The organism is Comamonas sp. GW821-FHT11H03, assembly GCF_058807955.1.
The window spans coordinates 298,448-322,944 of record NZ_JBXARF010000007.1; the positions used below are offsets into that span (position 1 = coordinate 298,448).

Genomic DNA, 24,497 nt, shown 5'->3' on the forward strand with positions numbered 1-24,497 from the left:
GAGCGTTCGCATCGCCCTGCGGGCGCCGCCGCGTCAAAACATATGCGCACTTAAATCACTGAGGTTGACATGATCGTCCTGAAAGCCACACAAGACAAAGTTCTCGCGGTCCTGCAATCGGTGGCCGGCATTGTCGAGCGCCGCCACACGCTGCCCATTCTGGCCAATGTGCTGATCAAGAAGACCGGCAATGCACTGCAGCTGACAACCAGCGATCTGGAAATCCAGATCCGCACCACGGCCGAGCTGGGCGGCGACGCCGGCGACTTCACCACCACCATCGGTGCCCGCAAGCTGATCGACATCCTGAAGACCATGCCCGGCGACCAGACCGTGAGCCTGGAGACGCAGCAGTCCAAGATGATTCTGAAAGGCGGCAAGAGCCGCTTCACGCTGCAGACCCTGCCCGCCGAGGACTTCCCGCTGGTGCAGGAGTCGGCAGCCTTCGGCCCCGCTTTCAGCGTGCCGCAGAAGGTGCTAAAGGACCTGCTGGGCCAGGTCTCCTTTGCCATGGCCGTGCAGGACATCCGCTACTACCTGAACGGCATTCTGTTCGTCGCCGAAGGCAACACCCTGAGCCTGGTGGCCACCGACGGCCACCGCCTGGCATGGGCCAGCGCCACGCTGGATGTGGAAGTGCCCATCAAGCAGGAAGTGATTCTGCCGCGCAAGACCGTGCTGGAGCTGCAGCGCCTGCTGTCGGACGCCAGCGGCGAGAACCAGCCCGTCATCGAGATGCAGTTCGCCAACAACCAGGCCAAGTTCACCTTTGGCGGCATGGAGTTCGTGACCAAGCTGGTCGAAGGCAAGTTCCCTGACTACAACCGCGTCATCCCGCGCAACCACACCAACAGCGTGACCCTGGGCCGCGCCCCGCTGCTGGCATCGCTGCAGCGCACGGCCATCATGACCAGCGACAAGTTCAAGGGCGTGCGCCTGTCGGTCGAGCCCGGCACGCTGCGCGTGGCGTCCAACAACGCCGAGCAGGAAGAAGCCATGGACGAGCTCGACATCGACTACGGTGGCGACACCATCGAGATCGGCTTCAACGTGACCTACCTGATCGATGTGCTCACCAACATGAGCCAGGACATGGTCAAGATCGATCTGCAGGACGGCAACAGCTCGGCGCTGGTCACCATCCCCGAGAACGAAAGCTTCAAGTACGTCGTGATGCCCATGCGCATCTGAGTGGACCGAACGCAGCCAGCCATTTCATTGCCTGAAATAACAGGAGCAGCTACCGCTCGTCCTGTAATGATTTCAGGCAAGTATTCATTTGAAAGTTATGCAGGTCAGGCGCCAACAGCTCCTGACCTTGTAGCAGCAAGGTAATTTCATGACCGAAGAGAACAAGCCAGACACCCAGAGCGCCGCAGATGCAGGCGGCTATGGCGAAGGCGCAATCCAGATCCTGGAAGGCCTGGAAGCCGTGCGCAAGCGCCCAGGCATGTACATCGGTGACACCTCGGACGGCACCGGTCTGCACCACCTGGTCTTCGAGGTCGTGGACAACTCCATCGACGAAGCGCTGGCCGGCTACTGCGACGACATTCTGGTCACCATCCACGCCGATGGCTCGCTGTCCGTGATCGACAACGGCCGCGGCATTCCCACGCGCGTGAAGATGGACGACAAGCACGAGCCCAAGCGCTCGGCTGCCGAAATCGCCCTGACCGAGCTGCACGCTGGCGGCAAGTTCAACCAGAACAGCTACAAGGTCTCGGGCGGCCTGCACGGCGTGGGCGTGTCCTGCGTGAACGCGCTGTCCATCTGGCTCAAGCTCACCGTCAGCCGCGACGGCGTGCGCCATGAAATCGACTTCTCGCGCGGCTTTGTGCAAAACCGCCTGATCGAAGTCGTGGACGGCACCGAAGTCTCGCCCATGCGCGTGGTCGGCCCCAGCGACAAGCGCGGCACCAAGGTGCACTTTCTGCCCGACCAGGAAATCTTCAAGGAGAACTTCGAGTTTCGCTATGAAATCCTGGCCAAGCGCCTGCGCGAGCTGTCCTTCCTGAACAATGGCGTGCGCATTCGCCTGAAGGACGAACGCGACGGCAAGGAAGACGACTTCTCGGGCGCCGGCGGCGTCAAGGGCTTTGTGGAATTCATCAACGGCAACAAGAAGGTCCTGCACCCCACCACCTTCTACGCCGAAGGCACACGCCCGGCAGAGACCTATGGTGGCATTCCCGGCACCGAGATCGGTGTCGAAGTCGCCATGCAGTGGAACGACAGCTATGCCGAGCAAGTCCTCTGTTTCACCAACAACATTCCCCAGCGTGACGGCGGCACCCACCTGACCGGCCTGCGCGCCGCCATGACCCGCGTGATCGGCAAGTACATCGCCGACCACGAACTGGCCAAGAAGGCCAAGGTCGAAGTCACCGGCGACGACATGCGCGAAGGCCTGTGCTGCGTGCTCAGCGTGAAGGTGCCCGAGCCCAAGTTCTCCAGCCAGACCAAGGACAAGCTGGTCAGCTCCGAAGTCCGTGCGCCCGTGGAAGACATTGTCGGCAAGCTGCTCGCCGAATTCCTCGAAGAAAAGCCCAACGACGCCAAGATTCTCTGCAACAAGATTGTGGAAGCCGCCCGCGCCCGCGAAGCCGCGCGCAAGGCCCGCGAAATGACGCGCCGCAAGGGCGTGCTGGATGGCATGGGCCTGCCCGGCAAGCTGGCCGATTGCCAGGAAAAAGATCCTGCACTGTGCGAAATCTACATCGTCGAGGGTGACTCCGCTGGCGGCTCCGCCAAGCAGGGTCGCGACCGCAAGTTCCAGGCCATCCTGCCGCTGCGCGGCAAGATCCTGAACGTGGAAAAGGCCCGCTACGAAAAGCTGCTGTCCAGCCAGGAAATCATCACCCTGATCACCGCCCTGGGCACCGGCATCGGCAAGGTCAGCGAAGACTCGGGCAAGAGCAGCAGCGACGACTACAACCCCGACAAGCTGCGCTACCACCGCATCATCATCATGACCGACGCGGACGTGGACGGCGCCCACATCCGTACCCTGCTGCTGACCTTCTTCTACCGCCAGATGCCCGACCTGGTCGAGCGCGGCCATATCTACATCGCCCAGCCGCCGCTGTACAAGGTCAAGAACGGCAAGGAAGAGCTCTACCTCAAGGACGGCCCGGCCCTCAACAAATACCTGCTCAAGATCGCGCTGAACCATGCCAGCGTGAACACTGGCGGCGACAATCCGCGCACCGTCGAAGGCGAAGAGCTGGCCAAGCTGGCCAACATGCACCTGGCCGCCGAAACCGTCATCGAGCGCCTGTCCAACTTCATGGATGCCGAAGCCCTGCGCGCCATTGCCGATGGCGTGCAGATCAAGCTCGACACCATTGAAGAAGCCCAGGAGTGCGCCCCGATTCTCGAAGCCAAGCTGCGCGAGCTGACCACCACCGGCGTGCCAGCCGATGTGACGGCCGAGATCGACCCCAACAGCGAGCACCCCATCCTGCGCATTAGCCGCCATCACCACGGCAATATCAAGAGCTCCATCCTGACTCAGGAGTTCGTGCGCAGCCATGACTACGCCGCCCTGTCCGATGAAGCGCAGAACTTCGTCGGCCTGCTGAGCGAAGGCGCCAAGGTCACACGCGGCGAAGGCGAGAAGGCCAAGACCGAAAAGGTCGGCGACTTCCGTCAGGCCATGGCCTGGCTGATCTCCGAAGCCGAGCGCACCACGGGTCGCCAGCGCTACAAGGGTCTGGGCGAAATGAACCCCGAGCAGCTCTGGGAAACCACCATGGACCCCAACGTCCGCAGCCTGCTGCAGGTCAAGATCGGCGACGCCATCGAGGCCGACCGCGTCTTCACCATGCTCATGGGCGACGAGGTCGAACCGCGCCGCAACTTTATCGAAGACAACGCGCTGCGGGCGGGGAATATCGACGTTTGATGTTGCTTGTAGCGAGACCCATAAGCTGAGATTTTGAGAAGCATCTATTGAGACAATTATCAAAATCCTCTTACTGAGAGTTTTGCTATATCGACCTCTTGTGCAAAAAAGGCTACCGATTGGTAGCCTTTTTCATTGCCCCTTCATTGCTGGGACGTACTTCATGTCCCGTTGATGCCGCTCGTCCTGTTGAAATTGACGACTTCACTGGTCAGTGCATGGTGATCGAAATAATTGAGGCAATGCTGCCATAGCCGCTTTGGGCACCTTACGGCTGATCAGCTACAGACGCTTGGCTTAACGATCCAGTCGTCCGGGAATCCACACCTAAATCCTGATTTCCGACAACGTACAAAACATCTGCCATAGCAGACTCCTGATGCTAAGTATTCCTAGCTGCGTTTACGCAAGGTTGACGCCATGCCATTGTTTTACTAAGATCCAATCTACACCTAACGTCAGGTTTCAATTTAATGTCTTCTACCTTGCTACAAATCGGTGAGCTTGCCCAACGTGCCGACGTCAGCCATCGCACCATCCACTACTACGAACGGATTGGCTTGCTGCGCCCGGCAGAGCGTGAAGGTGTGGGGTATCGATACTACGACGAACAAGCCGTGCAGCGCCTGGAGAAGATCGCTGCTTTGAAAAAGCTGGGATTGACCTTGGATGAGATCGGCCAAGTCATCGACCTGTATTTCGAGGATGCCAGCGGTATCAAAGGCAAGGAGCAGGTGCTGAGAATCTTGGAGGCTCAACTGATAGCAACGCGCAGCAAACTGGGGGAACTGCACGACTTTGAGCGTGACCTGGAAAGCAATATCAAGCGAATGCAGTCGCTGATTGATGAGGCTCGCAAGCACCGCTAGTGCAGGAGGGAGTTCATCGCTCCTTTTTATCTTAAATCTACACCTGACGTAAGGTTTATATTATGAATATGCGAGATTTTTTGCTGATGCCGATCTTGATGGCTGCGGCATTGCTTGTGGTGGGGCAGCTCTACGTGACGCTGCCTTTGGTGACCGATCTCGCGGATCACTGGCAAGTGACGCCGGGACTGGCCAGTTGGGCGGGTAGCTCGTTCGGCTTTGCCTATGCCTTTGGTTTCTTGCTGCTGGGCCGCCTGTCGGATCAGCATGGCCGCCGCCGCATCATGCTCGCGAGCCTATGTGCAATGGCACTGGCGAGCGTTGCGGTGGCTGCCTCGAGCAATTTCGGCATGTTGCTGGTCGCTCGTGCGCTGCAAGGGCTGGTGGCATCGGCTTTTCCACCCGCCGCTCTGGCACTCGTCGCGGAAGTCTTGTCTCCCGCTAGGCGCCCATGGGGCATCTCGCTATTGAGCTTCGCTTTCCTGGCGGCGGCTCCATTGGCGCAATTTCTGGCAGCACAGTCCGCAGGCTTGGGCCTGCCCACCCTCATGCTGGTCGTCGCAGTCGCAAGTGTGCTGCTGTCCATTGGGTTGGCGATGGTGCTGCCTACTGGGGCACAAGCACCCGAGGGCAATGCCATGCCCGCACCACTCGCAGCCCAGCATTCCAAACTAGCGGGCGTCTGGCTGACCGCGCTAACGGTGCTGTTTGCATTCGTCACCTTCCATGCCGGAGTGCAGGCCATGGCGATCGCCGAGACTGATCTTCAAACCTTGCGTCTGGCTGGATTGCCTCCTTTGCTGCTCAGCCTGGCGACCGCCAGTTTGATTCGCCGCATCGGCACCGTCGCCACCGCGCGCACCGGTTTGGTCACAGCAGCGCTAGGCCTGCTGGCTGGCGCGCTGGGACATTTCGGTGGACTGGTGGTTGCCAGTGTCTTGTTGTCGGCCGGAGTTGCTCTGGCCATCCCTGGACTGATCGGCACGCTGGCATCTCGGGCAGTACCCGCCAGCCGTGCGCGGGCCATGTCGATCTACAGCTTTGCACTGTTCGCCGGCGCCAGCCTCGCTCCGTTGGCGGCAAATGCGCTTGCTCCTTGGGGGTGGCTCGCTCTGATGCTCCCCCCTGCCGCCGCATTGTTGTTTGCCACAGCCGTTGTAGATGGACTGCCACAGCTTTCGCGCCGTTCTTCCTCGGAGGCTAGCTTGCTATGAAGTTGTTTATCTCTCATGCAGTCGTGTTGACTGCGCTGCTGTGCTCTGCCAGCGCGATGGCTTCCCCATTCACTCCGATTGAAAAGACGCACTACATGACCACTAGCAGCACCTTGCTTCGTTCCGTCAATCCCCCTGGTGCCTTGATTCCTGGTATTTCCCAGGCAGTCATCGTCGATGGCGGCAGAACTATGTATCTGTCGGGGCATGTTCCTCTGACCACTGAAGGCAAGGTGCCCGCGGGAATGGAGGCGCAGTTGGTACTGGCCTTCGAGAACCTGAATGCCACCTTGATGGCTGCAGGCGCCACGGCTCGCAATCTGGCGCGCATCTCCATTTATGTACGGGATTTCCATGCGGATCAGTTACCCGTGATTCGCCAGGTGCGCGACCGGTTCATTGATGCAAGTCTGCCGCCAGCCAGCGCCTTGATCGGAGTAGCCGAACTTTTCCATCCCGACGTGCTGGTGGAGGTCGATGCCATCGCGGTGCTGCCCCCTGAAAACTGAGCTTTTATGTCCCTTTCTACTGAGGAGTCCATCCATGTCTCGTTTCCTTACTGCTGTCGTGCCTGCAACGCTGTTGCTTGGCGCTTGCGCTGTGACCTTTGCACAGTCGCGCCCATCTGGTCCGGAGAAAACCACCATGAACTCATCCCAAAGAACCATCTCCCAGTTCGTGCCTGACACTCATGCTCAAGTCCGTCAGCGAAATGTGACAGTCGATGAGGAAAAGGCCGTTCTGACGCGCTATGAACGCCGCGATGCTCGCAACTCCGGCCTAGAGGGCGAGCACTTCAGCACGGTCGTGGCCGCGGACGGCACGCTCAAGGGTTTTGCCAACATGACCCTGGATTTAGTGGGCAAGCCCCTGCCGTCGAGCGAACGCAGCGAGCAGGTCGCCCGTGACTTTCTGCGCGAGACTGCACCCGATCTGATCCCACGCATGAAGATTAGTTGGATCAAGCCACACGACGAGCCCATCCGTATCGTGCGCAATGGTCGTGGCGAAACAGTGACGCTCACCGGCATGAAAATGAAGGCGCGCAACCAAGCTGACGGACGCTGGTTCTGGGTCATCGTCGGAGCCGATGAAAAGCCCATGGTATTCGAGCGTGACATTGTGTGGATCACGTTCCCTGGCCATCGCAAAACTGAGAAATGGCTGCACGACGGTTGGTTAAAGGAACAGACAGCCAGCAATCCGACCTAAAAAGTGCAAGCCGACCCGCATTCTGCGGGGGCTCAGCCACAATTCTTTGCTAACGAGCTGCCTTGTGCCATGAAGGCCAGAAGCATGAATGCTTCTGGCTGGTTTCTGAAGGCGTGGCGTTCGCGGCTCACAGGGCCTTTTTTACTTCAGCCTCTGCACCGCAGCCCTGGCCTTCACGCGCTCGAAATGGGCTGCCACGCGCGGGAATTCGGCAATGTCCACGCCGTCGCCCTTGAGCCAGCTCGCCACGGTGTAGAGATAGCCGTCGGCCACGGTGAATTGCTCGCCCATCACCCAGGTCTTGTCGCCCAGATAGTGCTGCTCAATCACGGCAAAGCATTCGCGCATGTTCTGCGGCACCTTAGCGAGCATGGCGGCCTGGGCGGACTCGTCGTCGGCCCAGCGCGAGGCACGCGGACGGTGGGCGTGGGCGATGTGCGCGGTCGATGCCAGATAGGCATTGAATTCCTGCATCTGCGCCAGCGCAAAGGGGTCCTCCAGCGGCGCCAGCCTTGCCTGCGGATGGGTCTGCGCCACATACAGCAGCAGCGCGGGAGTCTCGGTCAGCACGCCGCGTTCCGTGGCCAGCGCGGGCACCCTGCCCTTGGGATTGATGCTCAGGTATTCGGGGCTGCGCTGCTCGTTGTCGGCAAAGCTCAGCGTCTTGAGCGTGAACTGGGCATCGGCCTCATAAAGCGCAATCAGTACGGCCTGCGCGCAGGTGCCAGCTGCGTAGTAAAGCGTGGGTTGGCTTGCCAAAATCGTTCTCCCGTGGATGGTGGTATGCCCGTGCAGTGTAGGCTGCCGCGCAGCCGGCTCAATCCCATGAACCGGGTCTGCTCATAGCAATGGCGCAAGGCAGACATCGACATCTCATGGCAGCATCGCGCTTCTGCCAGAAGTGCCCCACCCGAAATGAAATCCTCCATCCGCATTGTTGACGTCGACCGCCTGGAAACCTGGAGCAAGTACAAGGCCGGCATGTGTGAAAGCTGCGCGGCCAATTGCTGCACCATGCCGCTGGAGGTACGCCTGCCGGATCTGGTGCGCCTGGAGCTGGTGGACCCGTTCGAGGTCGAGAACATCGAGCCCAAGCTGATCGCCAAGCGGCTGCTGAAGATGCGCCTGATCGACCACTTCAACCCCAAGCACGAGATCTTCACCATGGCCCGCAGGGCAGGCGGAGACTGCAATTTTCTGGACAAGAACACGCGCCGTTGCACGGTCTATGAAAAGCGCCCGGAAACCTGCAGATTGCATCCCAAGAAGGGGCCCAAACCGGGCTTCTGTGCCTACGGCAACAAGGCGCTTTCGCAGATCTGAAAGCTTCTGGGCAGCGCTTCAGACATCGGCCACGGCAGGCAGCCAGATACGCGCCACCAGGCCCGGATTGGCGTTATGAAAACTGAGCTTGCCGCCATGCAGCTGGACAATGGCCAGCACGCTGGCAAGGCCCAGTCCGTAGCCTGGGCGATCCGATTCTGCGCGATAGAAACGGGTGGTCATCTTCTCCAGACTCTGAGGATCTGCGCCCGGTCCCTGGTCCTGCACGGTGATCTCCACCCCCCATGCTCCATCGCTGCCCTGCCCCTGCGCTGGGGCCGCACGCAGCAGCACATCAGCGCCATGAATATCGTCGGATGATGCTCCGTATTTGATAGCATTATCGACAAGATTGGAGACGGCGCTGGCCAACAAGTCACCATCGCCCAGGGCCTGCACACCTTCCTGCACATCCAGCCTGAGAATGCCGCCGGCGTCTTCCACCAGCGGCTCGTAGAAGTCCACCACATCAACCAGCAAGGCCTGCAGGTCAACCGGCGCAAAGCTCTTGCGACTGGCTCCGCTTTCCACTTCGGCAATCTGCAAAAGCTTCTCGAACACCACACCGAGTTCAGCGACTTCTTCGGCCACCAGCGCCAGCGTGGCGGACTGCATTTCGGGGCTGGCCTGCTGTGCGTTGCGCAGGCGCAGCAATATGCGCGTCAGCGGCGTTCTGAGGTTGTGCGCAATGCTGTTGGAGACATGGCGTATGCCTTCCATCAATTGCTCGAGCCGATCGAGCATGGTGTTGATATCACGGTTGAGCAGCGTGAATTCATCACCGCGCTGATCGACCGGAATGCGCTGGCGCAAATCGCCCGCCGCAACGCGCGACATGGTGTTGCGAATGGCGGCTGCGCGCTCATCCACCACACGCCTGAAGACCATGGCACCTATCAGGGCCATGATGCAGGCCGCGACGGCCGCCAGCAAGCTGGCCTGGCCGAACAGCTCCTCCATGTCGCGCTGCAACTGCATGTCGCTGCCTACGGCCAGCAGATTGCCATTGGGCATTTCGACCACGGCAACCCGGCCCACCATCAGCCGCCCGTTGCGCTTCACGGTCAGCTCGCGCACGCCCATGATGCTGAGCTTGCGCGGAGGGTAGACCTCGGCATTGCTGACAATGGTCTCGCCTTGCGGGTTCATGAGAATGAGGATTTCCGTGTCGGTATTCACACCGTCACGAATGGTCTGCAGTATCTCGCTTTCCAGCGCTCCGGGGCCGTATTTGGCCGAGTGCTCGGTCAGTCTGCGCACATGGTTTTCGGCCTGCTTGTCGAGCCTCACCCGCACCACGCCGACGGTCTGGACATAGAAGACGGCCAGCACAACGGCCATGGTCAGAACCAGGAGGCCGCCATAGCTCAGCGCCAGTCTGAAGGCCAGCGAACTCCAGGGTCTGGAGCGCAGCATCAGACCACCTCGGGCAGGTCTTGCGGCTGGTCCGAAAGGCTGTAGCCCACACCGCGCACGGTATGGATGAGAGGCGTGGCAAAGCCTTTGTCCACCTTGCTGCGCAGGCGGCTGATGTGCACGTCGATCACATTGGTCTGCGGATCGAAGCGGTAATCCCAGACCGACTCCAGCAGCATGGTGCGCGTGACGATCTGGTGCGCGTGCTGCATGAGAAACGCCAGCAGGCGGAACTCGCGCGGCTGCAGCGAAAGCGGCTGGCCGGCGCGCTCGGCACTGCGCGAAATCAGGTTGACGCGCAGATCGGCCACCTGCATCTCGCGCGTGGGAGCCGGGATCTGAGCGCGGCGCACCAAAGCTTCGAGCCTTGCCGACAGCTCGGAAAATGCAAAGGGCTTGGTCAGATAGTCATCGCAGCCGGCCTTGAGCCCGCGCACTCTCTCATCCGTGGCAGACAATGCGCTGAGCACCAGCACCGGCGTCTGCTTGCCCATGGAGCGCAGTGTCTGCAGAATCTGCAGCCCGTCAAAGCCATTGGGCAACATGCGGTCGAGGATGATGACATCCCAGTTCTCGCCAACGGCCTGTGCAATGCCTTGCACGCCGTCACCGCAGACGCTGACATGCGCGCCTTGCTGGCGCAACCCTTCAGCGATGTAACGCGCGTTGAGCGCATCGTCTTCGATGATGAGGTAGCGGTACATGCTGAGTCTGTCTCTGGCCGTTGGGGGACAGACACTATAAGCCGTTGCCTCCACCTTCGCAGCCGGCGATGTGGCGGCATCAGGAGGTGGTACAGGGGTTTGCGCCATCTCCCTCGCCTCGCTCAAGGCTGCACCTGTGGCAGATCACCGCTGGCCTGACGCACTTCCCACTCGGCATCCAGCATGTCCTTGACCAACTCCAGGTGCTCCAGCCTGTGCTCGGTAATCGAGCCCAGTGCATCGATCAGCTCCAGAATCGTGCCCTTGCCCAGTTTGTAGGCGTCTTGTGCCATCTGGTGCAGCGGCGCAATCTGCGCCAGCCCTTCCTTCTCGTAGTCGCGCACGGCCGTTCGGCGCAGCGACAGCTGCTGCAGGGCACGCTGCAATTCGGACTGAGCGGCAAGCACGACCGCATCACGGCGCAGCTCGGCCTGATCGGCCTCCACCTTGGCGCGCTCGATAGGGCCCTGGCGACGGTCGAAAAGCGGAATCTCCACGCTCACGCCCACCTGGTTGAAGCTGCCATCCACGCTGTTGCGGATGCGGGAGAGACCAAAGGATGGCGTGGGCAATGCTTCACGCTGCTCCAGCTTGATTTTCTGGCGCGACCTGTCGAGCTCGGCCTGCGCGGCACGCAGGCTCGGCAACTGGGTCTGCGCCTGGTTCCACAGCTGCTCGTAGCCGGCTGCCTTGCGAATGTCAGTGGCCTGCAGGCTGCCTTCCACACGCACCTGCCATTGCGGCAAGGCCGCAATGCTGGCCACGCGCGATGCGGCATCCCGCAAGGCGGCCTGAGCCTTGCTGACCTGCATGCTCATCTGGGCCTGTTGCAGGTTAAGGCGCGCGCCGTCGTAGCGGCTGCGCGTGCCTGCTTCGATCTGGCCCTTGACGATGTTGCCAGCCTTCTCCAGCTCATCACGGGCAGCCAACCACACCTGATAGCGCTGCTGTGCCACCAGCAGCTCGTTGAAGGCATGGGCTGCATCGCTCATGGTGACGGCGACTGCGACATCGGCATTGGCCGCGGCGGCCTTCTCGCCCAGTCTGGCGTTCTCGATGCGCATGCCACGCTGGCCGAAGATGGGGACGGCCTGCTCCACACCCCATTCCTTTTCTCCGCGCTTGCTGGAGTAGTGCATGGCAGGATTGGGTATGGTGGCAGCCGTTTTGCTGTCTGCCTTTGCCAGATCCAGCTGCATGCGATCAGCTGCCAGATTGGGCTGGTTCTGCACGACGATGCGCAGATATTCCTGCAGGGTCACAGGCTGTGCAGGGGCCACCATACGGCCCGCTGCAGCATTGCTCTGTACGGCTGCATCCATAGTCTCGCCAGCATGGCCTATGCCGCTGAAAGCACCGCAGCACATTGCAGCGGCCATGGCCAGGGAGTGCCACTTATTCATCTTGAGCGCTTTCATCACGTTCTTCCTGCGTCAACATGTTCTTGGGACCCAGCAAGGCATACAGCACGGGCAGCAGCACCAGTGCCACCAGTGGCAGCACCACCATGCCGCCGACGATGACCGAGGCAAAGGGGCGCTGGGTTTCGCTACCCACGCCGGTAGACAGCGCCATGGGCAGCAGGCCCAGCAGCGCCAGCAAGGCCACCAAAATGATGGAGCGCATGCGCTCGGCTGCACCTTCGATCAGCGCCTGCATCAAGGGCATGCCCTGACGGCGCAAATCCTCGACCGCAGAGACCACCAGCAAGCCCGCCAGGGCCACCTGCCCCAGCAAGGCGATAAAGCCGATGGCCGCGCTGATGGACAGCTCGATGTGCGCCAGATGCAAAGCTGCGATGCCACCCACCATGGCGAACGGCGCACACAGCAAGATGATGCCGGCGCTGCGGGCCTGGCCCAGCGCGCCAAACAGCAGGGCGTAGACGATGACCAGAGACAGCGGCACCACCACCTTCAGGCGTGCAGCCGCACGCTGCTGGTTCTCCCACTCGCCGCCCCAGACGGCCTGGTAGCCCTCAGGCAGCTTCACGTTCTGCTTGAAGGTGGCCAGCGTGTCCTTCACCACCGAGCCGATGTCGCGGCCTTCCACGTTGAATTTGAGCGCCATGTAGCGCGCATTGCCTTCGCGGAAGATGGAGGAGTTGCCGACCTTCATGCTGACCGTACCGACCGAGCCCAGAGGGACCGAGCCACCATCGGGCAGCGGTATGGCGATGTTGCGAATGCGCTCCTCGTCCATGCGGTCCACATAGGGCAGGCGCACGCGCACCGGCACGGGGAACTCGCCCTCCCACAAAGTGGTGGCCACATTGCCGGCCAGGGCCACTTCCAGCGTCTTTTGCGCATCCTCCATGGCAATACCCTGGCGCGCCAGCGCCTGGCGGTCGAACTGCACATGCACCTGGGGTGCCGGGGCATCGCGGTACAGATCCAGATCGACCACGCCATTGATGTCCTTCACCAGCGATTTGGTCTGCTGAAGAATGCCGCGCAGGGTAGGAATATCGGGGCCGAACAGCTTGAGCACGACCTGGCCGCGCGCGCCCGATGTGGACTCTTCCACGCTGTCGCGAATGGGCTGTGCAAAGTTGAAGGCCACGCCGGGAATCTCGCCCAACGTCGCACGCATTTCCTCGATCAGCGCGGGCTTGGTCAGGCCCTTGCGCCATTCGCCATGAGGCTTGAGGCGCACCAGCACCTTGGCCAGATTGAGCGTCTCGTTGTCGGTGCCCGATTCGGGGCGGCCCTGCTCCGTGGTGACGGTAATCACCTCTGGGAACACCTTGAGACGCAGACGCACATCGCGCAGCACTTCCTGGCCTTTTTCCAGAGAGATGGAAGCCGGCATCTGCACCAGCACATAGGCATCGCCCTCATCGAGCTCGGGCAGGAACTCGGTGCCCAGCCATTTGACCGAAACCCCGGCCACCACCAGCACGCTCACAAACACCGCGATCACGGCCGTGCGGCGCTTGGCTGCGCCCAGCACCTTGGCGATCCAGTGCTGGTAGCCGTGGTGCGCGCGGTCGAAGATCTTGGGCTCTTCCACCATCACATGCTTGGGCTTGAGCATCAGGGCGCACAGCGCAGGCACCAGACCCATGGCGAACACCAGCGCACCCAGCAGGGCGAAGCTGTAGGTCATGGCCAGCGGGCGGAAGATGCGGCCTTCGATGCTCTGCAGCGAGAACACGGGAATCAGCGCCGCAATCACGATGGCCATGGCGAACAGCGTGGGCTTGGCCACGGCAACGGCCGAATCCACAATGATGTGGCGCATGTCATTGGCCGTCTGCGGCTTGCGCTGGCGTGCATTGCGGATGATGTTCTCGGCCAGCACCACGGCACCGTCCACCATGATGCCGAAGTCGATGGCTCCCATGGAGATCAGATTGGCAGGCATGCCCAGCCAGTGCAGGCCGATGAAGGCCACCAGCAGCGACAGCGGAATCACGGTGGCCACGATCAGCGAGCCACGCAGGCTGCGCAGGAACAGCCACAGCACGGCCACGATCAGCGTGGCCCCGAACAGCAGGTTGTGCTGCACGGTCTTGAGCGTATGGCCCACCAGATCGGAGCGGTCATAGTTGGTGACCATGTGCATGCCTTCAGGCAGGCCGCCACTGTTGAGCTCATCGACCTTGGCATGAATGTCATCGAGCACGATGGAGGGGTTGGCGCCGCGCTTGAGCAGCACAATGCCCTGCACCACATCGTTCTGCTCGTCCATGCCCACCGAGCCCTGACGCGGCGTATGCGACTGCGCGACACGCGCCACATCACCGATGGTCACAGGAGCCTTGCCACGCATGGCAACGACCACATCCTGAATCTCCTGCGGATTGCGCAACAGGCCGATACCGCGAATGATGAAGGACTGCTCGCCGCGGCGCATCAGGCCACCGCCAACGTTGCGGTTGGACTTGGACAGCGCATCGCTCACATCGTCCAGCGACAGGCCCAGGCTGTAGAGCTTCTCGGGGTCCACTTCAACGTGGAACTCCTTGACGAAGCCGCCAATGCTCACCACGTCGGCCACGCCCTGCACCTGCTTGAGCACGCGCACCACATGCCATTCCTGCTCGGTGCGCAGCTGCGCCAGGGTGTGCCTGTCGCTTTGCAGGCGATAGTAGAAAATCTTGCCCAGCGGGGTGTAGTCGGGCGCCATCTCAGGCGTCATGCCGCTGGGCAGATCTGCCTGCGGCAGACGCTGCGAAACCTCGGCGCGCGCGGTGAAACTTTTCGCGTCGTCGTTGAAGACCAGGTTGATCATGGAGAGACCGAAATAGCTCTCCGAGCGCAGCGATATCAGACCCGGCGTGCCGTTGAGCTCACGCTCCAGCGGCTGGGTGATCTGGCGCTCCACTTCCTCAGGAGCCAGGCCAGGTGCCTGGGTGATCACGCCGACCTGGACATTGGTCACGTCAGGATAGGCTTCGATGGCTGTCTGCAGATAGGCGTAGACGCCATAGATGGCAATCGCCAGCGTGGCGCACAGCGCCAGCAGTCGGCGATGGACGACAAATGCAATAAATGAACGCAGCATGGTTCAGACTCCTGCCGGGACTACAGCAGCTGACTGGCCGCGCCGTCGAGCAGCAGACCACCACGCACCACGATCTTCTCACCGACCTTGAGGCCGCTGATCACCGGCACCATGCCGCGCGATGGACGCCCCAGCGTCACTACGCGCGCCTCGAACTGGTTGTTCTCATGCTGCACATAGACCACGCTGCGGCTTTCATCCTTGATGAGCACGGCAGTGACGGGAATCAGCATCTCCTGCAGATTCGACAACTGCACGCCCACCTTGGCCTGCATGCCGGGACGCAGCACCGGGTTCTGTTCGCTCAGCTCCACCACCACGGCAGCGCGGCGTGACTCCTTGTCCAGGGTGGCCCCCAGATGACGGACCGTGCCCTTGATCGGCTTGGGCAGCTGCGGTACCTCGACCTGTACGGAACTGCCCAGACGAATGCCGGGCAGATCGGACTCGAATACCTCTGCGACCACGTTCATGGCCTGGGGGTCGCCAATCATGAACAGTGCCGTTCCCGGCTCGGCAGCAGTACCCACCACGGCCTTGCGCTCGGCCACGATGCCGGCGCGCGGTGCGCGCAGCTCGATACGATCGCCGCCACCGGAGCCCAGCAGCGCTGCCGTGCCCTGTGCACGGCCAAGCTCCTGCGAGGTTTCACGCAGCTTGGCCTGCGCGGCACGCAGATCGACTTCCACACCCACACCCTTGTCCACCATGGTCTGCTGGCGCTGGGCCTCCACCACAGCCACGTCGTGTGCGGTCTTGGCCGCTGCCACGTCATAGCGGGTGCGCAGTGCATCGGGGCTGACCAGCGTCGCCAGCAAATCACCGGCCTTGACCATATCGCCCACATGCGCATTGACCGCCACGACGCGCGCCGATAACGGCACTGCGACCGAAGCCACACGATCCTCGACAAACGCCACATGCGCAGGAGCCCAGGCCATCTGCACCCCTTGCGGATCGGCCACGGGCGCGATCTCCAGCATCTTCACGGATTCCGGCTTGACCTGAATAAAGCCTTTGGGCAGTTGCGCAAGCGGCTTCTTCGCTTCCTCGGTGGCCTTGGAGGCATCACAGCCACCCAACAGACCCGCCACGGCGATGGCCGCAGCCACCACCGGCAGTCTTGCCCATGTCCAGTTTGCTAAATGTGCCGCTCCCGGCAGTCCCACAAGGCTTTTGTTCATCGTTCACCCTTTTCCATGACTGGCAAGTGATGAGCTGGTCCGCTGCTTCACTTGCAGTGATGCCAGCATGCTAGGAACAGCCACCAGCTGCGTGGATGACACACGCATTACGGTTTGGTAAGCCCGGGCACAGGCCAAAGCACGGCCAGAGAGCAGCCCGGCCAGGGCGGAGCAGGGAAATCAGCCTGCAGACCCGATGAACTGCCCATTTTCCAGGCAATTCATCGACAGCCTCTGTCAATTGCTTAAAAAGCAGGCATTTTTCATGTATTTTTTCATACATGAGTATTAAAAGTATCTAGAAATCGTGACCGAAGCCAAGGCCATGCCTTATCTCTGAATTTCTCAGAAAACACGATCAATCCATTGATAACCATTGGATATCTACTATCAAAAGTAGAGCATTGAAGTTATCCACGCAGTGGATAGATTGCGCCTGTCCTTCCTCCGCATCCCGGATTTCAACAGAAATGGCCGCTCTGGCATACAAACCCGTGGCGTGACCGTCATCAGTGGAAAATTCAGAGCCTGAAGACCTTCAGCAGCAGATCCGCCGAACCTGTGGATAAATTGAGAAATTCATACCCTTCAAGAGCGATGCAAGCCTTGAACAAACTTACTCACAGCGCTTGAAAACTATGCAGATCCTGAAAAACGCCTGCCACAACGAAATCTAGAAAAAGTTTTTTATTCATAAAAATTTAACAACCATATCCACATGCATGCATACATGGTTACCCCCATGATATGTACAGATCAATTCTCGGATGACTCTGTGGATAAGTTTCTTGGTAACTATCACGGACAGAATCCACAACTACAATGAACAAGTCACATACAAGTGGTGGAAAAGTTTCATTGAAACTGCTCACTGGATACAACCACAGAGCATACAAAAACCACTGTTTTGTATGCCGTATCACATAAGAAATTCAATCTTATTTGATACATATCTCTGTACGAATACTTATAAAACGCCAAAGCACAGCGTCTTTGCGTCTCAAAAAACGCTGAAATGCATGAAAAAAAGTGGGCTGAAGAGGCCCTGAATTCCTTTGATGCCGTGGTCGGGGCCATGCCGGGATTTCGCAGTCGTGATGGGCAGCGAAAAATGGCGGCCCAGATCGCGCAAACGCTGAGCCAGGCCCAGCTCGGAAAAATCGATGAAGACGATCCGGAACCGCGCCGAGCCATCGCTGTCGTGCAGGCAGGAACCGGAGTCGGAAAATCGCTGGCCTACAGCATTCCGGCCATTCGCATGGCGCTGTCGCGCGGCACGCGCGTGCTGATCTCCACAGCCACGGTGGCGCTGCAGGAGCAGCTGGTGAACAAGGATTTGCCGGCCCTGGCGCAAAAGCTGGACCAGCCTTTCAAATTCGCGCTGGCCAAGGGACGTGGCCGCTTTGTCTGCAAACTCAAGCTGGAACGTCTGGCGAGCACGGGGGAAGCACAGGACGAGATGGACGACCTGTTTGGCGATGAGCAGGGCCAGACCAAGTTCAGCCGTCCTCAGCATGAACTGCAGGCCCGCATGCAGTTCTACAAATCCATGGCCGATGCGCTGGCCACCGAGGCCTGGAACGGCGACCGCGACTCCCTGGAGACCCCGCCGGAGGCCGAGGCCTGGAGCCCCGTGGCAGCCGAGTCCTCTTCATGCACCGGAAAGCACTGCCCGGCCTTCGGCAGCTGCGTCTATTACGAACGCCGCAAAGACCTGGTGGCGGCGCAAGTCATTGTCGCCAATCATGATTTGCTGCTTTCCTCGCTGGGCTCCAAGCTGCTGCCCGAGCTGGACAATTGCCTGCTGGTGCTCGATGAAGCCCACCACCTGCCCTCCACGGCTCTGGACCAGTTTGCCGGCGAGATGGATCTGAGCCGCCTGGGCTGGATCGACAAGCTGGCCAGCCGTGCGCTGCGCGTGAACCAGGTCGCCGAAGTCGAGGAGCTGGCCGACGTGCCCAAGCATGCGGGTCAGCTGCGCCAGCAGATGCAGGAGCTGGCGCGACTGGTCATGGAGCACTACGGAGAGACCCTCAAATCGCAAAAAGACAGCTATGGGCCGGCCAGGGTACGGGCACCCCGCGGAATGCTGCCAGAGGCCCTTCTGGAGCCTCTGGGACAGATTGCGCACCATGCCGACGGCTTTCTGGATGCGCTGCGTGCCGTCTCCAAGGCTCTGCGTGCCGAAATCAAGGAGCAACCCGAGGAGGCGCAGCGCCTGTCCACCGTCTATGCGCAGGTAGGCGCCCTGGCGCCCAGGCTGGAAGCCATTTTCAACACCACGCAATTGCTGCTGCAGAACAACGAGAGCGATGGCGACGGCAAGATGGTGCCCCATGCCAAGTGGTTCACGCTGGAGATGGACGGCGAGTTCATCGTGGTCAAGGCCCATGCCAGCCCGATACAGCCCGGCGCCACCCTGCGCCAGCACCTGTGGTCGCAGGTTCGCGGTGCGGTGCTGACATCTGCCACGCTGACCAGCTGCGGGCATTTCGACTTCTTTTTGCGTGAGGCGGGGCTGGCCAATGACGCCTCTGTCACCACGCTGGAAGTGCCAAGTCCCTTCGACTATGCGCGCCAGGGCACGCTGGTGGCCCGTGAAACGGTCTCAGACCCGCGTGAAGCCGCCCGCTTTACCGAGGAGATGGTCGAGGCCCTGCTGAACGATCTGAGCCGCATAGAGGCCGGCGCACTGGTCTTATTCACATCCCGCGAGCAGATGCGCCAGGCCGTGGATGCGCTGTCCACCAGCATGCGCAACCAGGTGCTGGTGCAGACCGCCCTGCCCCGCCAGACACTGCTGGCACGCCACCGCGAGGCCGTGGCGATGGGTGAGCCCTCCATCATCTTCGGCATGCAGTCCTTTGGCGAAGGACTGGACCTGCCCGGAGCACTCTGCGAGTCCCTGTTCATCACCAAGCTGCCTTTTGCTCCGCCCGATGACCCCGTTGGCGAAGCCAGAGCCGAATGGCTGCGCAGCAGCGGCCGCAACCCCTTCAACGAGCTGGTGGTGCCGGCCACGGCCATTCGCCTGGCCCAGTGGGTAGGCCGCGCTATCCGGACCGAGGAAGACCAGGCCCATGTGTACTGCTATGACCGTCGCCTGACGGGCACCAGCTACGGCCAGCTGCTGATCAAGGGCCTGCCGCCGTTCACGCTGCAAAAGCGCCCAGTCCGAGGGGCCTGAGGTCCTGCGCGAAGGGCGGCCTGCAGCAGCAACTCCAGGCTGTTTTGCCGCTCTCTCAGCGCGTTTGCCAGCCGGTTTGGGCGCGTCCTGGACATTTACGGCCTGCCGGTTTTCAGCCCGGCCGGCACCGCCCTGCTCGCCCGAGTCGCATTTGTAATTTTTCTAACACTTGCCCGGCACTGCGAGCGGCATCTGCAGCGATTTGCCGGACTGCGCGGCAAGCCCATCCCCAAGCAATACGCGATTCCCGATACGCCTGCGATCCGACCCTTTCTTCTTGGACGGTCTGCATGGCGGGCGGCCAGCTCCGGCATTGCCGCCTGTTGCAATGCCTTTGCGCCTGCCCGGATGCCAACCGCATCCCGCCCAGTCTTGATTCAGATTTCAAGCAAGAGTCAAAAAATCCTTTGAAAACAATGATCTACGGATCATTGAATTTTTTTGAATGCATGACAAGCCATCAGCAGCCGGCATTGGCGGCATGCATGCGTGGCGAGTTTCCCCCAGCTGTTCATAACATTCTGTGGATAACAAGCGCTTCATAGTCTCTGCCACAGGAATTTATCCCCAGCTCGGATCTTTGAGGAGGCGCATCTTACGCCAATTTTTCAAGATCTGGCGCGTCAATTTTCACCAAGGGCTTTTTTTCTGAAATTCCCTCTGAAACAAAGGGATTGAAGCAGCTGAACACGCGCAGTTCCAGCTTCGCCCAGCCCCTGTTTGCGAGTTTGCCTTCAGTTGTTCTTTAGAAGTCTTATAAAAATATAGTCGTAGTAGTAAGACTTGGCATCTGCTGTTGATAACTTCAAAAAAACAAGACAAATCAAGTCTCTTGCACGATGACAAACATGGAGACAAACCAGGGTCGCTGCTGTCCTCCATCCATGAACAACTTTGCCGATCTCTTGATTTTTGTGGAAAACCCAATAGTTGGTATCTGGTTATCCACAGAAATTCATTTCTTCCTTGTTTGGCATTAAATCGGATAAATACATTGCTATATATGCATAGTTAGCTATGTTTTTTATAGTGAACAACTGGTGCAAGCATGCTTGAGCACATCAGATGTCAGAGCTGTGGTGAAGCAAGAACTTCCTGAACCTGATCTGATCGGCCGGTTTTTTTATCCAGGAGCTCTCCGATTGCTGTGTAAACTTCGACCAAAGTTGTTATTTCTAGTCTTATCTTTTTACTTAGTAGTAATAGTAAGTAGTTCACTTAATTGTTGATAAGTAATTAATTTCATTAAAAATCAACAACTTATGCTTTCCTGAAGTCTGTGCCCTTACATGGGCTGCCGCTGTCCTTGATTTGGGAACAACTTTCCAGAAGCCAGCCTATCTGTGGAAAACTGAAAATTTCCTTGTCTTTTATCACCATGTTTATTCACAGGTCGTGGAGCTGCTGCAAAGCATGAAAAAAGCCGCCCGTTGGGCGGCCTGGTCGAGCTGGATAGCACTGGCCCGGAAATTCAGAAGTGGCGTGCGTATCGCAGCTGAAGAAAGTTCTCTCCCGGATTGGGGCGCTTGATGCCTGCATTGGACTGATGCTCCAAGCGCAGGCTGATCTCGTTTTTCAGTTGTTCGCCAAACAGGTAGCCGATGCCTATATGGCTGGCAAAGTTGTAGCGGGTCGAAAATTCCTTGTGATCGGTGATGAAGCGGTGGTTGATGGCATAGCTCGCGCCCAGGCCGGCTTGCAGGAACCAGGGAGACTGGCCTTGAGAGGGGCGCCAGCGTAATGTGGGCTGTGCTCCCAGAACCCAGGTTGAACGATTGCCGCCCTGATAGTCGGCCGACCAGCGACTGACAGAGAGATCCCAGTAACCCGTCATCCGTCCCGAGCCAAGGGCGTAGCTCCAGTTCCAGGGGAGCATGACGCCGCCCGTCCAGCTGTCGGTGTTGTGCTCCGCCGAGCCGTACTGCAGATAGATAGCTGTTGTCGATGATTGCGCAGGCTGTGCATGAAGCATGGGGCTTGCCAGGCTGATCAGCGTCGGGACTACAAGATTGGTTGCCAATTGCAGTTTTTTCATGTCAATTGCCATCTAAATGTGTTGAATTGGGTAGCGACATCGATGCTTGGGTAATGCCTGGATTTCGCTCCTTCTGTGGATATGAATCTAAAAGCTTGTGAATAAATGTTCTGTCGGCAAGCGCTTGCGTTGGTAGTCAGCCAATTGATATCGAAATGAAAAAAGCCCCCGGTCATGACGACCGGGGGCTTTTGTGGAGAAGGCGATTGAGCTCGGCTTACTTTGCCGCAGGGGCAGGAGCTGCGGGACGCTCCTGGCCGGGTTGGCCGCCATGGTGGCCGTGATGGCGCTCACCGCGCTGGTGATGCATGTGCAGGGTGGCCGCATCGAAGGTCTTTTTCTGCTCGGCATTGAGCTGGGCGTAGAAGGCCTTGGTGGCTTCGGCACGGCGGTCCATCTCGGCCATGCGCTTGCCGCGCATTTCACGCATCTTGTCGATGCGCTCTGGCGTGGTCAGCTTGGCAAAGGCTTCGCGGTCGCCGGGGGCAGGGCGTTCACCGGGCTTCATGGCCTGGGTGTAGGTGGTCCAGGCCGCTTGCTGCGCAGGCGTCAGCTTCAGTTCGGCCTTGAGTTTTTCCATGCGCTGCTTCATATGCTCCATGCGGTCGCCACGCTTGTCACCACGTTGGTGCTGGTGCGGCTCGGGCGCTTTTTGAGCTGCTGCGGGTTGCTCAGCAGGGGTGGAAGTCTGGGCAAAGCTGGGCAGGCTCAGCGAGGCGAGCAGGGCGGTTGCAACAGCGGCGCCGGTCAATGTCTGGCGAAAGCGGGTCATGTCTGTTTCCTTTTCGATTGAAGTGGAAGAAGTGGCCGCCTGGTCTTGCTCCTGAATGGGCATTCGGTAGCGGATGACTGAAGTGTGGACCCCCCATGTTTCTGAGACGTGAGGTTTTGCAGCCGCTCTGTAAAGATTTGATAAGTTTGAGTGGCTCCGACTGCGCAACAATGCATGCATGGGCTGCGTTGGCGGCCGATTTTTTTCCGCGAGATCCAGCTGCAGGAGCTGGCGACGATTGAAGGTTTAGCAAAGGTTTTTGATGTTCAAGAACATGATTGTTTATCGCATTGCCGAGAGCTGGCAGGGCGATCTGCAGCTGCTGGAAGATGCGCTGCAAAAGACGGTGTTTGAGGAGTGCGGCGCGACCCAGGAGCGCTCCGTGGGCTGGGTGCCGCCGCGCGGCGAGCCGCATGGCCCGCTGGCGGAAAGCGTGGCCGGCCAGTGGGTGATGCGCTTCATGAGCGAGTCCAAGATGCTGCCGGCCAGCGTGCTCAACCGCAAGGTCAACGAAAAGGCCGAGCACATCGAAAAGACGGAGGGCCGCAAGCCCGGCAAGAAGGAAAAGAAGGAGCTCAAGGACGAGGCCAAGCTGGACCTGCTGCCCATGGCCTTCACCAAGCAGGGCAGCATGTGGGTGTGGATCGATGCGCAGGCGCGCACGCTGGTGCTCGATACCAGCGCACAAGGCCGTGCCGACGAGATCGTGACGCTGCTGGTCGAAGGCCTGCCAGGCTTTGCGGTGGCGTTGCTGGACACGCAGACCAGTCCGCAGGCCGCCATGGCGCACTGGCTGATGACACAGGAGCCTCCGGCAGGTTTTTCCATCGACCGCGAGTGCGAGCTCAAGGCCGCCGATGAGTCCAAGGCCGTGGTGCGCTATGCGCGCCACCCGCTCGATATCGACGAGGTGCGCCAGCATATCGAGCATGGCAAGCTGCCGACCAAGCTGGCCATGACCTGGGATGACCGCGTGAGCTTTGTGCTCAGCGAAGGTCTGCAGATCAAGAAGATCGCGTTGCTTGACGCAGTGATGGACGGAAACAGCCAGGACGATGGCGGTTTCGATACCGATGTGGCGATTGCCACGGGCGAGCTGTCACGCCTGATTCCCGATCTGATCGAGGCGCTGGGCGGGGAAGGGCGCACGGGTCTGGGCGATGGCCTGCCGGCATCGCTGGCGTCGGCGCCTGCGGCAGAGACGTTGCCCGTGCGTCTGGCACAGGGACGCGGCCAGGGCACGTTCACCGGCCCGGCCACGGCGCCCGCCGATACGGCCCCGGAAGAGGCGCCTTTCTGACGCTATGAATGATGTAGCTGCTTGAGCATGTGAATAAAGGATTTCAGCATTAATTGATGCTGAAATCAATGGCTAGCAAGCGCAAGAAGCTATCAAAAAAAAGGCCTGCCAGATGTCTCCGGCAGGCCTTTTTCATGGGCGCTTCAGGTGCTGCGCAAACGCGGTATCAGACGCGCTCGAAAATCGCGGCAATGCCCTGGCCGCCGCCGATGCACATGGTCACCAGCGCATAGCGGCCGCCGGTGCGCTGCAGCTCGTAGAGCGCCTTGGTGGTGATGATGGCACCGGTGGCACCGACAGGGTGGCCCAGGGAGATGCCGGAGCCGTTGGGGTTGACCTTGGCAGGGTCCAGAGCCAGCTCCTGGATCACGGCGCAGGCCTGGGCGGCGAAGGCTTCGTTGGCTTCGATCACGTCCATCTGTTCGATCTTCAGACCGGTGCGTGCCAGCACCTTCTGCGTTGCGGGGACCGGGCCGATGCCCATGTATGCGGGCTCGACGCCGGCGTGGGCGTAGCCGACCAGGCGGGCAATGGGCTTGGCGCCGGAAGACTTCAGCGCCTGCTCGCTCATCATCAGCACGGCAGCCGCGCCATCGTTGATGCCGGAGGCGTTGCCGGCGGTGACCGTACCGCCTTCCTTCTTGAACGCGGGCTTCATGCCGGCCAGGGTGTCCAGCGTGGTGGCGGCGCGCACATGTTCGTCGGTGTCGAACAGCACCACGCCCTTGCGGCTGGCAATTTCCACGGGAACGATCTGCTCCTTGAAGCGGCCGGCCTCGATGGCGGCAGCGGCGCGCTGCTGGCTGATGACGGCCAGCTCGTCCTGCATCACGCGGCTGATCTTGTAGCGCTCGGCCACGTTTTC

The 24,497-nt window shown here is 60.2% G+C and carries 18 protein-coding genes; 9 read left to right on the forward strand and 9 right to left on the reverse strand.

The genetic code is table 11. The features are described 5' to 3' along the window. Positions 1-69 precede the first annotated feature (69 nt). From dnaN to AC1RTQ_RS17280, 6 genes are all read left to right on the forward strand, one after another. Positions 70-1,191: a DNA polymerase III subunit beta gene (gene dnaN, locus AC1RTQ_RS17255; protein WP_003064798.1), complete on the forward strand. Its 1,122-nt coding sequence runs from the start codon at positions 70-72 to the stop codon at positions 1,189-1,191. Positions 1,192-1,339: 148 nt separating this feature from the next. Next, the gene (gene gyrB, locus AC1RTQ_RS17260) at positions 1,340-3,907 is read left to right on the forward strand and encodes a DNA topoisomerase (ATP-hydrolyzing) subunit B (RefSeq protein WP_492877501.1); all 2,568 of its coding nucleotides are present in this window, start codon (positions 1,340-1,342) and stop codon (positions 3,905-3,907) included. 473 nt (positions 3,908-4,380) lie between these two features. Next, positions 4,381-4,776, forward strand: coding sequence for a MerR family transcriptional regulator (locus AC1RTQ_RS17265; RefSeq protein WP_492877504.1), 396 nt, complete (start codon positions 4,381-4,383; stop codon positions 4,774-4,776). Between the two features lie 86 nt (positions 4,777-4,862). Beyond that, a complete protein-coding gene (locus AC1RTQ_RS17270; RefSeq protein ID WP_492877540.1) occupies positions 4,863-5,990 on the forward strand; it encodes an MFS transporter in 1,128 nt (375 codons plus the stop codon). A 95-nt stretch (positions 5,991-6,085) separates the two neighbouring features. Next, positions 6,086-6,499, forward strand: coding sequence for a RidA family protein (locus AC1RTQ_RS17275; RefSeq protein ID WP_492877506.1), 414 nt, complete (start codon positions 6,086-6,088; stop codon positions 6,497-6,499). Between the two features lie 34 nt (positions 6,500-6,533). Then, positions 6,534-7,202, forward strand: coding sequence for a hypothetical protein (locus AC1RTQ_RS17280; RefSeq protein WP_492877508.1), 669 nt, complete (start codon positions 6,534-6,536; stop codon positions 7,200-7,202). Positions 7,203-7,343: 141 nt separating this feature from the next. On the opposite strand, the gene AC1RTQ_RS17285 is transcribed toward AC1RTQ_RS17280, so the two are convergent. Further along, complete coding sequence (locus AC1RTQ_RS17285; RefSeq protein WP_492877510.1) at positions 7,344-7,961, reverse strand: glutathione S-transferase family protein; 618 nt, start codon at positions 7,959-7,961, stop codon at positions 7,344-7,346. Between the two features lie 156 nt (positions 7,962-8,117). Here AC1RTQ_RS17285 and AC1RTQ_RS17290 point away from each other — a divergent pair, with 156 nt between their 5' ends. Further along, positions 8,118-8,525, forward strand: coding sequence for a YkgJ family cysteine cluster protein (locus AC1RTQ_RS17290; RefSeq protein WP_045839318.1), 408 nt, complete (start codon positions 8,118-8,120; stop codon positions 8,523-8,525). A gap of 18 nt (positions 8,526-8,543) precedes the next feature. Here the strand turns inward: AC1RTQ_RS17290 and AC1RTQ_RS17295 are convergent, their stop codons facing one another. The 5 genes from AC1RTQ_RS17295 to AC1RTQ_RS17315 all read right to left on the reverse strand — a co-directional run bounded on the left by AC1RTQ_RS17295 (position 8,544) and on the right by AC1RTQ_RS17315 (position 16,338). Beyond that, a complete protein-coding gene (locus AC1RTQ_RS17295; RefSeq protein WP_492877513.1) occupies positions 8,544-9,941 on the reverse strand; it encodes a sensor histidine kinase in 1,398 nt (465 codons plus the stop codon). Next, complete coding sequence (locus AC1RTQ_RS17300; RefSeq protein WP_003065317.1) at positions 9,941-10,645, reverse strand: response regulator transcription factor; 705 nt, start codon at positions 10,643-10,645, stop codon at positions 9,941-9,943. Before AC1RTQ_RS17300 ends, AC1RTQ_RS17295 begins: the two co-directional genes overlap by 1 nt. 122 nt (positions 10,646-10,767) lie before the next feature. Then, a complete protein-coding gene (locus AC1RTQ_RS17305) occupies positions 10,768-12,063 on the reverse strand; it encodes a TolC family protein (RefSeq protein WP_492877515.1) in 1,296 nt (431 codons plus the stop codon). After that, positions 12,041-15,154: an efflux RND transporter permease subunit gene (locus tag AC1RTQ_RS17310; protein ID WP_409811947.1), complete on the reverse strand. Its 3,114-nt coding sequence runs from the start codon at positions 15,152-15,154 to the stop codon at positions 12,041-12,043. Before AC1RTQ_RS17310 ends, AC1RTQ_RS17305 begins: the two co-directional genes overlap by 23 nt. A 20-nt stretch (positions 15,155-15,174) precedes the next feature. Continuing rightward, on the reverse strand, positions 15,175-16,338 hold the full coding sequence (locus tag AC1RTQ_RS17315) for an efflux RND transporter periplasmic adaptor subunit (RefSeq protein ID WP_409811945.1): 1,164 nt from the start codon (positions 16,336-16,338) through the stop codon (positions 15,175-15,177). Positions 16,339-17,353: 1,015 nt separating this feature from the next. On the opposite strand from AC1RTQ_RS17315, the gene dinG reads away from it, so the two are divergent. Next, positions 17,354-19,525: an ATP-dependent DNA helicase DinG gene (gene dinG, locus AC1RTQ_RS17320; protein WP_492877518.1), complete on the forward strand. Its 2,172-nt coding sequence runs from the start codon at positions 17,354-17,356 to the stop codon at positions 19,523-19,525. Positions 19,526-20,996: 1,471 nt separating this feature from the next. On the opposite strand, the gene AC1RTQ_RS17325 is transcribed toward dinG, so the two are convergent. Continuing rightward, on the reverse strand, positions 20,997-21,560 hold the full coding sequence (locus tag AC1RTQ_RS17325) for an acyloxyacyl hydrolase (protein ID WP_492877520.1): 564 nt from the start codon (positions 21,558-21,560) through the stop codon (positions 20,997-20,999). Positions 21,561-21,777: 217 nt separating this feature from the next. Continuing rightward, positions 21,778-22,332 (reverse strand): Spy/CpxP family protein refolding chaperone, encoded by a 555-nt coding sequence (locus tag AC1RTQ_RS17330; RefSeq protein WP_492877522.1) that lies wholly within the window; start codon positions 22,330-22,332, stop codon positions 21,778-21,780. Positions 22,333-22,594: 262 nt separating this feature from the next. On the opposite strand from AC1RTQ_RS17330, the gene AC1RTQ_RS17335 reads away from it, so the two are divergent. After that, positions 22,595-23,632: a recombination-associated protein RdgC gene (locus AC1RTQ_RS17335; protein ID WP_492877524.1), complete on the forward strand. Its 1,038-nt coding sequence runs from the start codon at positions 22,595-22,597 to the stop codon at positions 23,630-23,632. Positions 23,633-23,798: 166 nt separating this feature from the next. On the opposite strand, the gene AC1RTQ_RS17340 is transcribed toward AC1RTQ_RS17335, so the two are convergent. Next, positions 23,799-24,497: acetyl-CoA C-acyltransferase (locus AC1RTQ_RS17340; RefSeq protein ID WP_492877526.1), on the reverse strand; the 699-nt coding region annotated here is incomplete at its 5' end.